Source organism: Acidovorax sp. SUPP3434 (assembly GCF_030159015.1).
In the GTDB taxonomy this organism is placed as follows: Bacteria; Pseudomonadota; Gammaproteobacteria; order Burkholderiales; family Burkholderiaceae_C; genus Paracidovorax.
In genome coordinates this window covers 102,092-116,020 of the sequence record NZ_BQXL01000006.1, presented here as the reverse complement: position 1 = coordinate 116,020, position 13,929 = coordinate 102,092, and the positions used below count along the sequence as shown (strand labels likewise).

Sequence of the window (13,929 nt, the reverse complement as noted above, 5' to 3'; positions counted from 1 at the left end):
TCCGGATGGGCTGGATATAAACCCAGCCTTCTTTTCACCCGCCGCCGATGCCCGCGGTGGAATGGGTCGCGAAGGCGTGCACGCGGATGCGCCGCTTTGGCTACATTTGCCGGATGCCTCAAGACCCCCAGAAATTGTCCATGGCCCAGGTATTGGTGTGTGGCGCCGCCATCGTCACGCTGTCCATGGGCATCCGCCACGGCTTCGGGCTGTGGCTGCAGCCCATCACCCAGGACATGGGCTGGACCCGCCAGTCGTTTGCGCTGGCCATCGCGGTGCAGAACCTCGCCTGGGGCTGCTTCGGCATCTTCGCGGGCATGGCGGCCGACCGGTTCGGCGCCTTCCGCGTGCTGATCGGCGGGGCCGTGCTGTACGGCCTGGGCCTGGTCGGCATGGCCCTGTCGCCCACGCCGGCGCTCTTCGCCCTGACCGCGGGCGTGCTGATCGGCGCGGCGCAGGCCGGCACCACCTATGCGGTCATCTACGGCGTGCTGGGCCGGCAGATCGCCCCAGAGAGGCGCTCCTGGGCCATGGGCGTGGCGGCGGCGGCCGGCTCGTTCGGGCAGTTCCTGATGGTGCCGGTGGAGGGCCAGCTCATCGTGCGCCTGGGCTGGCAGGAGGCGCTGCTGGTGCTCTCGGCCATGGTGCTGCTGATCGTGCCGCTGGCCTTCGGCCTGCGCGAGCCGGGCTTTCGAAGCCGCACCACCACCCCGCGCTCGCAGACGGTGGGCCAGGCCATGGGCGAGGCGCTGCGCTACCCGAGCTTCCTGATGCTGACGGCGGGCTACTTCGTCTGCGGCTTCCAGGTGGTGTTCATCGGCGTGCACATGCCCAGCTACCTCAAGGACCACGGCATGTCGCCGCAGGTGGCCAGCTACGCGCTGGCGCTGATCGGGCTGTTCAACGTGTTCGGCACGTACATCGCCGGCACGCTGGGCCAGCGCAATCCCAAGCGCTACATCCTCGCCTTCATCTACTTCGCCCGGGCCGTGGCGATCAGCGTGTTCCTGCTGGTGCCGCTGTCGCCCCTGTCGGTGTACGTGTTCTCGGCGGTGATGGGCGTGCTGTGGCTGTCCACCATCCCGCCCACCAACGCCACGGTGGCGCAGATCTTCGGCGTGCAGCACCTGTCCATGCTGGGTGGGTTCGTGTTCTTCAGCCACCAGATCGGCAGCTTCCTGGGTGTCTGGCTGGGGGGCTATCTGTACGACACCACCGGCAGCTACGACCTGGTCTGGTACCTGGCTATCGGCCTGGGCGTGCTGGCCGGGCTGGTGAACCTGCCGGTCAAGGAAAGCCCGATCCACCGGGCGCCGCAACCGGCCTCGGCCTGAAAGGCGCTGACCATGCCATCGACCTCGCACCCGTCGCATCGCCCGCTGCCGGGCCCTGCCCGCGTCCGCCGGGCGTGGGCCTGGGGCGCTGCCGGCGCGGTGCTGCTGGCCGCCGTGTTCCTCCTGTATGCGGAGCCGGACTTCGTGGTGATGATGGCCGACCAGCTGTGGGCCTGCTTCTGAAAATGGTGCCCAATCGCCCTCATACCGTGGATTTCATTGCCATGGCAGCTATTATTTTCATAGCAAATGCCGGCGCCGCAGGGTCTTGAACCACCTTCGGAGTGGATCCAGCGCTGGGCCCACCTCGTGCCGCCCGGCGCCAGCGTGCTGGACGTGGCCTGCGGCAGCGGCCGGCACCTGCGGTGGCTCCAGGGGCGCGGGCATCCCGTGACCGGCGTGGACCGCGACCCCGACGCGCTGGCCCCTTTGCGGGGGCTGGGCGAAATCCTCTGCGCGGACATCGAAGCCGGGCCGTGGCCGTTGGCGGGCCGCACCTTCGGCGCCGTGGTCGTCACCCGGTACCTGTGGCGGCCGCTCCTGCCCACGCTGGTGGCCAGCGTCGCGCCCGGCGGCGTGCTGCTGTACGAAACCTTCGCCGCAGGCAACGAAACCGTCGGCCGCCCGGCCCGGCCGGACTTTCTCTTGCGGCCCGGGGAACTGCTGCAGACCTGCGCGGGTCTGTGCACGGTGGCCTATGAAGATGGCTTCCTCGATGCACCGGAGCGATTCGTCCAGCGCATCGCCGCGGTCCGGCTGCAAGAGGGGGCCGCACCGGCACGCCACCGGCTCGCACCGCCGCTCTAGTTAGAATGCTCCTTTACCCGTTTTCCACCGCGGACATGACCCCTCCCAGCTCTCTCACCGGCAGCATCGTCGCCCTCGTCACCCCCATGCACGAGGACGGCAGCGTGGACTACCCCACTCTGCGCCAACTGATCGACTGGCACGTCGCCGAAGGCACCGACTGCATCGGCGTGGTGGGCACCACCGGCGAGTCGCCCACGGTGAACGTCGAAGAACACTGCGAAATCATCCGCGTGGCCGTCGAGCAGGCCGCCAAGCGCGTGCCCATCATGGCCGGCTGCGGCGCCAACTCCACGGCCGAAGCCATCGAGCTGGCCCGCTTCGCCAAGAAGGTCGGCGCCGACTCGCAGTTGCAGGTCGTGCCCTACTACAACAAGCCCACGCAAGAGGGCCAGTACCAGCACTTCAAGGCGATCGCCGAAGCGGTGGGCGACCTGCCCATCGTGCTGTACAACGTGCCCGGTCGCTCCGTGGCCGATATGCTGCACGACACCGTGCTGCGCCTGGCACAGGTGCCCGGCATCATCGGCATCAAGGAAGCCACCGGCAACATCGAACGCGCGCAGTGGCTGATCCGCGACGTGCCCAAGGGCTTCGCCGTGTACTCCGGCGACGATCCGACGGCCGTGGCGCTCATGCTGTGCGGCGGCCAGGGCAACATCAGCGTGACCGCCAACGTGGCGCCGCGCCTCATGCACGAACTGTGCGTGGCCGCGCTGGCCGGCGATGTGCGCCGCGCCATGGAAATCCAGTTCCAGCTCATGCCCACCCACAAGCAGCTGTTCGTCGAAGCCAACCCGATTCCGGTGAAGTGGGCGATGCACCGCCTGGGCCGGTGCGGCGGCGCGATGCGCCTGCCCATGACCCCGCTGAGCCAAGGCAACGAAGCCGTGGTGGAAGCTGCCCTTCGCGCCAGCGGCCTGCTGTAATTCAGGCCCGCCGCCTTGCCTGCCCCGCTCTCCCCAGACACCAAAGAGGATTTCCGCGTGAACGCTATCAACCGCCTGGGCCTGCTGGGCCTTGCCATGGCCCTGTCCGCCTGCTCCGTCCTGGAGAGCGACAAGATCGACTACAAGAGCGCCACCAAGGGCGCGACGCTCGAGGTGCCGCCGGACCTGAACCAGATCTCGCGCGACTCGCGCTACGCCGTGCCGGGTGGCGTGGTGTCGGCGGCCGCCTTCGAGGCCGGCCAGTCGCAAAAGCCCGTGGGCGCCGTGAACGCGGCCACGCGCACCATCGGCGACGTGCGCATCGAACGCGACGGCAACCAGCGCTGGCTGGTCGTGAGCCGCCCCGCCGACGTCCTGTGGGACCCGGTGCGCGACTTCTGGACCGAGAACGGCTTCGTGCTGGTGCAGGACCAGGCCAACCTCGGCATCATGGAAACCGACTGGGCCGAAAACCGCGCCAAGCTGCCGCAGGACATCATCCGCTCCACCATCGGCAAGGTGTTCGACTCGGTGTACTCCACTGGCGAGCGCGACAAGTTCCGCACCCGCCTGGAGCGCGGCCCCAACGGCAGCACCGAGATCTTCATCAGCCACCGCGGCATGGTCGAGGTCTACACCTCCGCCCAGAAGGAAAGCACCGTCTGGCAGCCCCGCCCGGTCGATCCGGAGCTGGAAACCGAATTCCTGCGCCGCCTGATGGTCAAGCTGGGCGTGAGCCAGGAGCAGTCCCGCGCCATCGCGGCCGCGCCCGCACAGCAGGTGCCCACGGCCCGCATGGCACGCCAGGGCAATGTGCCCGTGGTGGAACTGGACGAGAACTTCGACCGCGCATGGCGCCGCGTGGGCCTGGCGCTTGACCGCACCGGCTTCACGGTGGAAGACCGCGACCGTGCCCAGGGCATCTATTTCGTGCGCTACGTCGAGCCCACCGAGAAGAAGGACCCCGGCTTCTTCGGCAAGCTGCTGGGCCGCTCGTCGGATGCCGCCGCACCGGTCAAGTACCGCGTCGTGGTGCGCAGCGTCGAGAACAAGAGCACGGTGTCCGTCCTGAATGCTGCCGGTGCGCCCGAGACTTCGGCCAATGCCGAGCGCATCGTGCGCGTGCTGACGGACGACCTGAAGTAATCCGGGCCCAGGACTGCGTGCTGCGTTTCAAGAACCTGGGCAGCGGCAGTTCGGGCAACGCCACGGTGGTGGAGGGGCGCTGCGGCACGCAGGTGCGGCGGCTGCTCATCGACTGCGGGCTGGGGCCACGGCAACTGGCATCGCGTCTCGCCGCCGCCGGGCTGTCGATCGATGACCTCGACGCCCTGTTCATCACCCACGAGCATTCGGACCACGTGGGCTGCATGGAGAAGCTGGTGCTCAGGCACCGCATTCCGGTCTGGATGAGCCACGGCACCTACACGGCCATCGGCGCGCCGGGCCTGGATGGGCTGCTGAACATCGCACAGGACGGCGTGCCCATCGATCTGGGCGCTTTCGAGGCCCTGCCCTTCACCGTGCCCCACGACGCCCGCGAGCCGCTGCAACTGCGCTGCAGCGACGGCGCGACACACATCGGCCTGCTGACCGACCTGGGCCATGCCACCGACCATGTGCTGGCCCACCTCCAGGGCTGTCATGCGTTGCTGCTGGAATCCAACCACGACCCCGATCTGCTCGCCGTCTCCAGCTACCCGGCGTTCCTGAAGCGCCGCATCAGCGGCCTCTACGGCCACCTGGCCAACACCGTGGCCGCCGACATCCTTCGGGCCATGCAGCACACGGGGCTGAGCCGCGTGGTGGCGGCCCACCTCAGCGCGCAGAACAACCGCCCCGAACTGGCCCAGGCCGCGCTGGCCTCGGCCTTGGGGTGGGACACCTCGCGCGTGGACGTGGCCAGCCCGGTCACCGGCTCCGACTGGATCGCCTGCGGCTGATCTTTCGGCAGGCCGCGGACTTGGTAATGCCTTGAGGTCCGCAAGGCATCTCGCATCTCGTACCCCTGCGAAAACACTCCAACGGCTCGCCCAATAAAAAAAGCCCCGACCTGGTGGTACGGGGCTTTTTGCCGGGCTCCGGCACGGTGTGCCGAAGCCGGGTGGAGCGATCGCTTACTTGGCGGTGGAAGCGCCGGCAGCGGCTGCAGCAGCAGCGTCGGCAGCGGCCTTGGCAGCGTCGCCCGCGGGAGCGGAAGCCGCGTCGGATGCGGGAGCGGTCATGGCAGGGGCTGCGTCGGAAGCAGCAGGCGTCACCACGGGAGCGGGAGCCGGTGCTGGCGCGGGTGCTTCCACAGGAGCGGGAGCCGGTGCAGGCGCAGCGGCTTCTTCCTTCTTGCCGCAAGCGGCGAGAGCGACGGAGGCGACCAGAGCAGCCAGAACGAGAGAGTTCTTCATTTCAGTTTTTCCTATTGGACAGACGGATATTGGAATTGCCGCCATTGGCGCCCTCTTGCAGCGTGCTCTTTGGCGGTGCTTGGCGCTCAGGGGCGCCTTTTTTACTTCAACCGCAAATTATAGGGAGATTCCGTCAATACAGACTAACACCGACGGGACGTTTTGTTTCTCTTCGGTAAATCGCCAAAAATGGGCAGCGCATTATTCACAGCCCCAGCGTGGTCGCCGGGAACCCCGGCGAACTCTTGCGCAGCAGCCATTCATTGAGGGCCTCGCGCGCCAGCAGGCGGCGCTCGGGCTCGCGGCCGGCCACGCCGGCACAGCGCTCGGGGTCCAGCCGTTGCAGCACCCAGGCATCGGACCAGAGCACGCTGGGCAGTTCCAGGCGGTCCGCCGTGGGTGCGCGGCGGCATTCGATCACATGGTCCCACACGCCGCGCCAATGCACGAAGCGCGCGTGGCGCCGCACCATCTCGTCGTACGTTCCGGCCAGCACCGTGAGGCGGCGCCCGCGGCGCGCCCAGGACTGCAGTGAATCGATCACCTCGCGCTCGCCAAGCGGCCAGTCGTGAAAGTCGAAGTCGCTCAGCACGATCTCGTTCCAGCCCTCCCGGGCCGCGCAGGCCAGCCCGTCGCGCACCCACTGGCGAAAGTCTTCCCGGCCATTGAAACGCCCGGCGGGCAGTGCAGCGGCCGGCTCGGAATGGTGGGGGAATGCATCGGACATCGGTGGCTCCTCGGGATGATTGCGCCCTGGCGCGTCAACGCTCCATCAATCGGGCGGCGACCAGGCGTGCGCCCAACCCGTTTCGCACCACGACGACAGCAGCTCCAGCGCATCGTCGCTGGCGCGCGCGAGATCGCGGGGGCGCAGCACGCGCTCATCGGCCAGCAGGCGCATGAGGGTGGCGTCGCGGCCTGCCGCCAGGTAGCTGTCGCCGTTGATGAACACATGGCGCGCGTCATAGACCATGCGGGTGCGGCGGTCCAGTTGAACGCCCTCCAGCAGGCCGCCCACCGCCCCGGGCTCGAACCACACGTTGGGCTTGGGCTCGGTCAGGCTCTCGCCCAGGGCGCGCTCCAGGGCCAGCGGCTCGGACAGTGCCCGCTCCAGCGCCTGGCGGGCAAAGGCCTGCAGCGCCGGGGGAATCTCGCCCGGCTGCGCCACCGCGGCCTGTGACGGATCGCGGTACAGCTGGGGCGGCGCATCGTCATCGGCGGCATCGTCGGCCAGGCGCGACAGCAGCTCCTGCGCGATCCCGTTGCGTGCGGGGGAGCGGAACCCGATGGAGTAGGTCATGCATTCGCCTTCGGCGATGCCATCGTGCGCATAGCGCGGCGGCAGGTACAGCATGTCCCCGGGCTCGAGCACGAACTCCTGCTCGGGCTCGAACTGCGCCAGCACCTTGAGCGGAATGCCCTCGCGCAGCGTGAGGTCCTTCTGCCGGCCGATGCGCCAGCGCCGACGCCCCTGGGCCTGGAGCAGGAAGACGTCGTAGCTGTCGAAATGCGGTCCGACGCCGCCGCCATCGGAGGCATAGCTGATCATCAGGTCGTCGAGCCGCGCGCGCGGCACGAAGCAAAACTGCTCCATCAGCGCATGCACCGCGTCGTCATGCAGATCGACGCCCTGCACCAGCAGCGTCCACTCGCGCGTGGTGAGCGGGGGCAGCGAACGGCGCGCGAAAGGGCCGTGGCGCAGCTTCCACGCGCCGGCCTTGTGCTGCACGAGGCGCGATTCGACGCTCTCTTGCGCGGCGAGCGCGAACAATTCGGCGCGTTGCACCGGCGGGTCGAACGCGGCGATGGCCTGGCGAACCAGCAAGGGCTTTTTCTGCCAGTGGCGGCGCATGAACTGCGCCGGCGTGAGCCCGCCCAGCAGCGCCAGAGGTTGTTGAACATCCATGGGGAATTGATACCGCGTGCGCGGACGAGGGTCGAACTGCGACAATTCTCCTATGGAAATCAACCAACAATGTGTGGTCGCTTTGACCTGGATCCTGAAAGACACCCTGGGCGAGGAGCTGGACGTGCTCGATGAGCCGGTGGAGTTTCTCGTCGGCGGCGACGATCTGCTCGCGCGCATCGAAGAGGCCCTGCAAGGCCATGCCGCGGGCACGTCGCTGTCGCTGCACCTGGAGCCCGAGGAAGCCTTCGGCGACTACCAGGACCAGCTGCTGTTCCTCGAACCGCGCAACCTCTTTCCCGCCGATCTGGAAGAAGGCATGACGATCGAAGGCAGCGCGCTGCCGCAGGGCACCAACCCGGCGGCCCCGCGCGACGTGCTGTACACCGTGGCCCAGATCTACCCGGAGCACATCGTGCTCGACGGCAACCACCCGCTGGCAGGCATCGCGCTGCGCCTGCACCTCACCGTGCAAAGCGTGCGCGAGGCCACCGAGGAAGAGATCGGCCGCGGCTCGGCCGGCACCGGCTTCTTCCGCATCCAGCCGCCCGCGGCGGACGCACCCACCCTTCACTGACCGATTCATCGACCCATGCAAAACGGGCCCCGAGGGGCCCGTTTTGCATGGGGTGCCTGCCACGCATGCGCGGCAGGCGACGAGACCATGGGAGGTCAGATGCGCGAGATCTGGCCGCCATACAGGCGCACGCGGTCGCCGGTGCGCAGGTCGCCTGGGGTGGTCACGTCATAGACGCGCTGGCCGCCCTGATCCAGCTGGATCGTCAGGCGGTAGCCCTCGGCCTGGCCGTCGTTGTTGTTGCCGGTGCGGCCTTCGATCTGGTTACCCACCACACCGCCGCCCACGGCACCCAGCACGGTGGCTGTGGCACGGCCGCTGCCCTTGCCCACCTGGTTGCCCAGCACGCCGCCGGCCACCGCGCCCAGCACGGCACCCGCGCCGCTGGTGCCGCGGTTGCGCGCATGCAGGGTTTCGATGTTGGAGACCACGCCGAACTCGGTGCCGTTCTGGTTCTGGTTCTGCGCAGCGGGGTAGGAGGAATAGCCCGGCTGGGGCTGGGCGGGGTAGTTGTTGGAATAGCGCGGTTGCTGGGCGCAAGCCGAGAGCAGGGTCACCAGGGCGACGGAACCTGCCAGGGTGGCGGAGCGGATGAAACGGGACATGAAAGTTCTCCTTCAGAGCGATGCGCAGGCCTTCAAAGCCTTTGACGTGAAGCGGATTGCACCATGCAGCCCACCCCGGAACCCGACGGGCAATCGCGGCCCGGCAGGCAAGACAGATACCGGCAGCCATGTCGGCGCCGGCCTACAAACGACCGAAATGGAGGGCCTTTCAGACCGATCAGGCCTGGCCCGTCGAGCCGTAGCCGCCTTCGCCGCGCTGCGTGGCGGGAAAGTCGCTGACCACGTTGAACTGCGCCTGCACCACAGGCACGATGACCAGTTGGGCCAGCCGCTCCATGGGCTCCAGGGTGAACGCCGTGTCGCTGCGGTTCCAGGCACTGACCATGAGCTGGCCCTGGTAGTCGCTGTCGATCAGCCCCACCAGATTGCCCAGCACGATGCCATGCTTGTGCCCCAGGCCCGAGCGCGGAAGGATCAGCGCGGCATACCCGGGATCTTTCAGATAGATGGCGATCCCGGTGGGCACCAGTTGCCAGGCGTTGGGCTGCAGCGTGAGCGGCTCGTCCAGGCAGGCGCGCAGGTCGAGGCCGGCGCTGCCCGGCGTGGCGTAGGAAGGCAGTTGCGCTGCCATGCGGGGGTCGAGAATCTTGACGTCGATCTTCACAGGTTCAATTCACTTCTTGGGAAAACGGGAATTCGGGGGCTGGCGCGCCGCGTGGCGCAGCGCCTCCAGCACGGTTTGCAATGCCGCGGCGCGGTCGGTGCCGGGCGATGATGGGAGGCCGCTGGACAGCAGGCGCCCTGCCGCGCCCAGGCCCCACCACAGCAGGCCGAGCGAGACGACGCCGAACAGCGAACCCCAGGCGAAAGCCAGCCACGCCACCGCTTTCGCCAGCACCAGCAGGAGCAGCACCGCCCGTGCCAGGCGCAACAGCCGGAGCCCTTGGGCGCCCGGCATCGCCAGAGAGGCCGGACGCGTCACCGCATCGCGGACGGGCGCCTTCACGGCTGCGCCTTTCGCAGCCGTACTGACGACAGTCGGGCGGGCACCGTAGTGGCCAGGCTCCTCACCGGGCGCCAGCGAATGGGCCGGGTGCTGCATGCGGCTGAGCCGCTCGACGTAGCTCGCGAAATCGCCGTCGGGCGGCGTGTCCCATTCGGGGCGCAAGGGATGCTGCACGGGGAGTGTGTCTCGGACGGGATGTCAGGCGGCGCCCGCGATGCGCCGGGCGATCTCGGCCACCAACTGGCGGGCGAGCTCGCGCTTGGAGGCGCGCGGCAGCTCGCGGTGCCCCTGGGCATCGATCAGCAGCAGCGCGTTGTCGTCCTGCCCGAAGGTGGCCGGGCCGATGTTGCCCACCAGCAGCGGTACACCCTTGCGCTCGCGCTTGGCGCTGGCGTGGCGCAGCAGGTCCTCGCTCTCCGCCGCAAAGCCGACGCAGAACAGTTGCCCCGCGCGCGCGCGCTCGGATTTCGCCACCTGGGCCAGGATGTCCGTGTTCTCCACGAACGCCAGCGCAGGCACCTCGCCGGAACCGTCCTTCTTGATCTTGTGGCGGGCCGCCTGAGCGGGGCGCCAGTCGGCCACGGCAGCAGTTGCTACAAAAACAGTAGCATCCGAGGCATATTCCACTACCGCATCGAGCATGTTTTGTGCCGATTGCACGTCCACGCGGCGCACGCCGCGCGGCGTGGGCAGGTGCACCGGCCCCGCCACCAGCGTGACCTGCGCGCCGGCCTCGCGCGCGGCGCGGGCGATGGAAAAGCCCATCTTGCCGCTGGAGCGGTTGGTGATGCCGCGCACCGGGTCGATGGCCTCGAACGTGGGGCCCGCCGTCACTAGCACGTGCTGGCCGGCCAGTACCTTGGGCGCGAAGAACGCCGTCAGTTCCTCCAGCAGTTCGGCCGGCTCCAGCATGCGGCCGTCACCGGTCTCGCCGCAGGCCTGGTCGCCGTTGCCTACGGCCAGCACCACGGCGCCGTCGCGCGCGACCTGCGCCAGGTTGCGCTGCGTGGCCGGGTGCGCCCACATCTCGCGGTTCATGGCGGGTGCGAGCAGCAGCGGCACGCGGTCGATGGGCCGGGCCAGGCAGGTCAGGCTCAGCAGTTCGTCGGAGCGCCCCTGCGCCAGACGCGCGATGAAGTCCGCGCTGCACGGCGCGATGACGATCGCGTCGGCCTCGCGGCCCAGGTTGATGTGCGGCATGTTGTTGGGCTCGCGCGCGTCCCACTGCGAGTGGTACACCGCGCGCCCGGTCAGCGCCTGCATCGTGACGGGGGTCATGAACTGCGCGGCCGCCTCGGTCATCACGACCTGCACGCTGGCCCCGGCCTTGATCAGCAGTCGGGCGAATTCGGCCGATTTGTAGCAGGCGATGCCGCCGGAGAGTCCCAGGAGAATGTGTTTGCCGGCGAGCTCGTTCATGGCGCGCAATTTAGCAGACGGGGCGCGGGGTCGGAGCGGGTGCCGGCCGGGCGGCCGATGGCCGCCCTCTATAATCCCGATTTCCCACCACCAAAAAAGACATGACCAAATTTGTCTTCGTCACCGGCGGTGTGGTGTCTTCCCTGGGCAAGGGAATCGCCTCAGCCTCCCTTGCCGCGATCCTCGAATCGCGGGGCCTCAAAGTCACCCTCATCAAGCTCGACCCGTACATCAACGTGGACCCGGGCACCATGTCCCCGTTCCAGCACGGCGAGGTCTTCGTCACCGACGACGGCGCCGAAACCGACCTCGATCTCGGCCACTATGAGCGTTTCATCGAAACGCGCATGAAAAAGACCAACAACTTCACCACGGGCCGCATCTACCAGAGCGTGCTGGAGAAGGAACGGCGCGGCGACTACCTCGGCAAGACCGTGCAGGTCATTCCGCACGTCACCAACGAAATCCAGGAATACATCAAGCGCGGCGCCGGCGTGGGCACGGGCGACGCGGTGGACGTGGCCATCGTCGAGATCGGCGGTACGGTGGGCGACATCGAGTCTCTGCCCTTCCTCGAAGCGGTGCGTCAGCTGAGCCTCAAGCTCGGCCCCAACAACGCCGCCTTCGTGCACCTGACCTACCTGCCGTGGATCGCCGCAGCGGGCGAACTCAAGACCAAGCCGACCCAGCACACGGTGCAGGAACTGCGCAAGATCGGCATCCAGCCCGACGCGCTGCTGTGCCGCGCCGACCGCCGCATTCCCGAGGAAGAGCGCGGCAAGATCTCGCTGTTCACCAACGTGCCCGAGTGGGGCGTGATCAGCATGTGGGACGTGGACACCATCTACAAGGTGCCGCGCATGCTGCACGAGCAGGGCCTGGACGGCCTGATCTGCGACAAGCTGCGCCTGAACACGCCGCCCACCACCCTCAAGCGCTGGGACCAGCTCGTCTACGAGACCGAGCATCCGCAGGGCGAGGTCACCATCGCCATGGTGGGCAAGTACGTGGACCTGTCCGACAGCTACAAGTCGGTGAACGAGGCGCTGCGCCATGCCGGCATGAAGAACCATGTGCGCGTGAAGATCGAGCACATCGATTCCGAGACCATCGGCGCGGCCGACGCGGCCGAGAAGCTCGCCAAGTACGACGCCGTCCTGGTGCCCGGCGGTTTCGGCGCGCGCGGCGTGGAAGGCAAGATCAGCACGGCCCGCTACGCCCGCGAGCACCAGGTGCCCTACCTGGGCATCTGCCTGGGCATGCAGGTCGCCACCATCGAATACGCACGCCACGTGGCCGGCCTCAAGGACGCCAACAGCACCGAGTTCGAGCCTGCCACGCCCCACCCCGTGATCGCCCTGATCACCGAGTGGAAGGACGCCGACGGCACGATCAAGACGCGCAACGAGAACTCCGACCTGGGCGGCACCATGCGCCTGGGCGCGCAGAGCTCGGACGTGGCGTCCGGCACGCTGGCGCACGAGATCTACGGCAACATCGTCACCGAGCGCCACCGCCACCGCTACGAAGCCAACGTGAACTACCTCGACCAGCTGCGCAAGGCGGGCCTGGTGATCTCGGCGCTCACGCAGCGCGAGCAGCTCACCGAGATCGTCGAGTTGCCCAAGAGCGTGCACCCCTGGTACATCGGCGTGCAGTTCCACCCCGAATTCAAATCGACGCCGTGGAACGGCCACCCGCTCTTCAACGCCTTCATCAAGGCGGCCGTGGAGCGCCAAAAGAGCCAGCAGCGAGCCCTCGCGGCGGCCTGAAAGCCTTCTTCCGAAGCAACGACGAGAAAAGAAAGAACCCCTGCCATGAAACTCTGCGGCTTCGACGTCGGCCTGGAACACCGCTTCTTCCTCATCGCGGGCCCCTGCGTGATCGAGTCTGAGCAACTGCAGATGGACGTGGCCGGCCAGCTCAAGGAGACGGCGGCGGCACTGGGCATTCCGTTCATCTTCAAGAGCAGCTTCGACAAGGCCAACCGCTCTTCGGGCACCAGCTTTCGCGGCCCCGGCCGCGAGAAGGGCCTGGAGATCCTGGCCAAGATCCGGCGCGACCTGGACGTGCCCGTGCTGACCGACGTGCACACCGAGGACGACATCACCGAGGCCGCCAAGGTGGTCGATGTGCTGCAGACGCCCGCCTTCCTGTGCCGTCAGACCGACTTCATCCGCGCGGTGGCGCAGTCGGGCAAGCCGGTGAACATCAAGAAGGGCCAGTTCCTCGCGCCGCACGACATGAAGAACGTGATCGACAAGGCCCGCGCCGCCGCGCTGGAAGCCGGCCTGCCCGAGGACAGCTTCATGGCCTGCGAGCGGGGTGCGAGCTTCGGCTACAACAATCTCGTGTCCGACATGCGCGGCCTGGCCATCATGCGCGAGACCGGGGCGCCGGTCGTGTTCGACGCCACCCACTCGGTGCAGTTGCCGGGTGGCCAGGGCACGAGCAGCGGCGGCCAGCGCGAGATGGTCCCGGTGCTGGCCCGCGCCGCCGTCGCCGTGGGCGTGGCGGGCCTCTTCATGGAAACGCACCCCGACCCGGCCAAGGCCCTGTCGGACGGCCCCAACGCCGTGCCGCTCAAGCACATGAAGGCGCTGCTGGAAACGCTGGTGGCGCTGGACACCATCACCAAGCGCAACGGATTCCTCGAAAACAACTTTGGAGCCTGAGCCATGAGCAGTGGTTACGTCATCGCATCCGTCACCGTCACCAACCCGACGCAGTACGAGGAATACAAGAAGTGGAGCACCCACGCCATGCAGGTGCATGGCGCCGAGGTCTGCATCCGCGGCGGCAAGGTCGAGGTGCTCGAAGGCGACTGGAACCCCGGCCGCACCGTGCTGCTGAAGTTCCCGAGTTTCGAGGCGGCCCGCGCGTTCTACGACACGCCCGAGTACCAGAAGGCCAAGGCGGCCCGCGAAGGCGCGGCCGTCATGCGCATGGTGTGCGTGGAAGGCGTGTGAATTGAAGGTCGCGCTTC

The 13,929-nt window shown here is 68.0% G+C and carries 17 protein-coding genes; 10 read left to right on the top strand and 7 right to left on the bottom strand.

Annotated features, from left to right (window positions below; genetic code table 11):
* Window positions 1-113 precede the first annotated feature (113 nt).
* From AVKW3434_RS12125 to AVKW3434_RS12100, 6 genes are all read left to right on the top strand, one after another.
* Window positions 114-1,334, top strand: a complete 1,221-nt coding sequence (locus tag AVKW3434_RS12125) for an MFS transporter (protein ID WP_284406036.1) — start codon at window positions 114-116, stop codon at window positions 1,332-1,334.
* A gap of 12 nt (window positions 1,335-1,346) precedes the next feature.
* Window positions 1,347-1,517: a hypothetical protein gene (locus AVKW3434_RS12120; RefSeq protein ID WP_284406117.1), complete on the top strand. Its 171-nt coding sequence runs from the start codon at window positions 1,347-1,349 to the stop codon at window positions 1,515-1,517.
* Window positions 1,518-1,583: 66 nt separating this feature from the next.
* Window positions 1,584-2,141, top strand: a complete 558-nt coding sequence (locus AVKW3434_RS12115; protein ID WP_284406035.1) for a class I SAM-dependent methyltransferase — start codon at window positions 1,584-1,586, stop codon at window positions 2,139-2,141.
* Between the two features lie 35 nt (window positions 2,142-2,176).
* Complete coding sequence (gene dapA / locus AVKW3434_RS12110) at window positions 2,177-3,070, top strand: 4-hydroxy-tetrahydrodipicolinate synthase (protein WP_272568071.1); 894 nt, start codon at window positions 2,177-2,179, stop codon at window positions 3,068-3,070.
* A gap of 57 nt (window positions 3,071-3,127) precedes the next feature.
* Entirely contained in the window at window positions 3,128-4,216 is a 1,089-nt protein-coding gene (gene bamC, locus AVKW3434_RS12105; protein WP_284406034.1) for an NlpB/DapX family lipoprotein, read from the top strand.
* Between the two features lie 17 nt (window positions 4,217-4,233).
* The gene (locus AVKW3434_RS12100; RefSeq protein ID WP_284406033.1) at window positions 4,234-5,013 is read left to right on the top strand and encodes an MBL fold metallo-hydrolase; all 780 of its coding nucleotides are present in this window, start codon (window positions 4,234-4,236) and stop codon (window positions 5,011-5,013) included.
* 174 nt (window positions 5,014-5,187) lie between these two features.
* Here AVKW3434_RS12100 and AVKW3434_RS12095 read toward each other — a convergent pair whose 3' ends face one another.
* The 3 genes from AVKW3434_RS12095 to AVKW3434_RS12085 all read right to left on the bottom strand — a co-directional run bounded on the left by AVKW3434_RS12095 (window position 5,188) and on the right by AVKW3434_RS12085 (window position 7,375).
* Window positions 5,188-5,469: a hypothetical protein gene (locus tag AVKW3434_RS12095; RefSeq protein WP_284395434.1), complete on the bottom strand. Its 282-nt coding sequence runs from the start codon at window positions 5,467-5,469 to the stop codon at window positions 5,188-5,190.
* Window positions 5,470-5,674: 205 nt separating this feature from the next.
* Complete coding sequence (locus tag AVKW3434_RS12090) at window positions 5,675-6,196, bottom strand: hypothetical protein (protein WP_284406032.1); 522 nt, start codon at window positions 6,194-6,196, stop codon at window positions 5,675-5,677.
* A gap of 45 nt (window positions 6,197-6,241) precedes the next feature.
* On the bottom strand, window positions 6,242-7,375 hold the full coding sequence (locus AVKW3434_RS12085) for a cupin domain-containing protein (RefSeq protein ID WP_284406031.1): 1,134 nt from the start codon (window positions 7,373-7,375) through the stop codon (window positions 6,242-6,244).
* Between the two features lie 52 nt (window positions 7,376-7,427).
* Between AVKW3434_RS12085 and AVKW3434_RS12080 the strand changes: the two genes are divergently transcribed.
* Window positions 7,428-7,952: an FKBP-type peptidyl-prolyl cis-trans isomerase gene (locus tag AVKW3434_RS12080; protein WP_284406030.1), complete on the top strand. Its 525-nt coding sequence runs from the start codon at window positions 7,428-7,430 to the stop codon at window positions 7,950-7,952.
* Between the two features lie 95 nt (window positions 7,953-8,047).
* Here AVKW3434_RS12080 and AVKW3434_RS12075 read toward each other — a convergent pair whose 3' ends face one another.
* The 4 genes from AVKW3434_RS12075 to coaBC form a co-directional block, all read right to left on the bottom strand.
* Window positions 8,048-8,557, bottom strand: a complete 510-nt coding sequence (locus AVKW3434_RS12075; RefSeq protein ID WP_284406029.1) for an outer membrane lipoprotein — start codon at window positions 8,555-8,557, stop codon at window positions 8,048-8,050.
* A gap of 178 nt (window positions 8,558-8,735) precedes the next feature.
* Window positions 8,736-9,182, bottom strand: a complete 447-nt coding sequence (gene dut / locus AVKW3434_RS12070) for a dUTP diphosphatase (RefSeq protein WP_272568060.1) — start codon at window positions 9,180-9,182, stop codon at window positions 8,736-8,738.
* Between the two features lie 9 nt (window positions 9,183-9,191).
* The gene (locus tag AVKW3434_RS12065) at window positions 9,192-9,698 is read right to left on the bottom strand and encodes a hypothetical protein (protein WP_284406028.1); all 507 of its coding nucleotides are present in this window, start codon (window positions 9,696-9,698) and stop codon (window positions 9,192-9,194) included.
* Between the two features lie 24 nt (window positions 9,699-9,722).
* On the bottom strand, window positions 9,723-10,943 hold the full coding sequence (gene coaBC, locus AVKW3434_RS12060) for a bifunctional phosphopantothenoylcysteine decarboxylase/phosphopantothenate--cysteine ligase CoaBC (RefSeq protein ID WP_284406027.1): 1,221 nt from the start codon (window positions 10,941-10,943) through the stop codon (window positions 9,723-9,725).
* Between the two features lie 101 nt (window positions 10,944-11,044).
* Between coaBC and pyrG the strand changes: the two genes are divergently transcribed.
* The 3 genes from pyrG to AVKW3434_RS12045 are packed head-to-tail and all read left to right on the top strand — an operon-like array spanning window position 11,045 to window position 13,912.
* Complete coding sequence (pyrG, locus tag AVKW3434_RS12055; RefSeq protein WP_284406026.1) at window positions 11,045-12,715, top strand: CTP synthase; 1,671 nt, start codon at window positions 11,045-11,047, stop codon at window positions 12,713-12,715.
* 45 nt (window positions 12,716-12,760) lie between these two features.
* Window positions 12,761-13,618: a 3-deoxy-8-phosphooctulonate synthase gene (gene kdsA, locus AVKW3434_RS12050; RefSeq protein ID WP_272568056.1), complete on the top strand. Its 858-nt coding sequence runs from the start codon at window positions 12,761-12,763 to the stop codon at window positions 13,616-13,618.
* Between the two features lie 3 nt (window positions 13,619-13,621).
* On the top strand, window positions 13,622-13,912 hold the full coding sequence (locus tag AVKW3434_RS12045; RefSeq protein WP_272568055.1) for a DUF1330 domain-containing protein: 291 nt from the start codon (window positions 13,622-13,624) through the stop codon (window positions 13,910-13,912).
* Window positions 13,913-13,929: the final 17 nt, after the last annotated feature.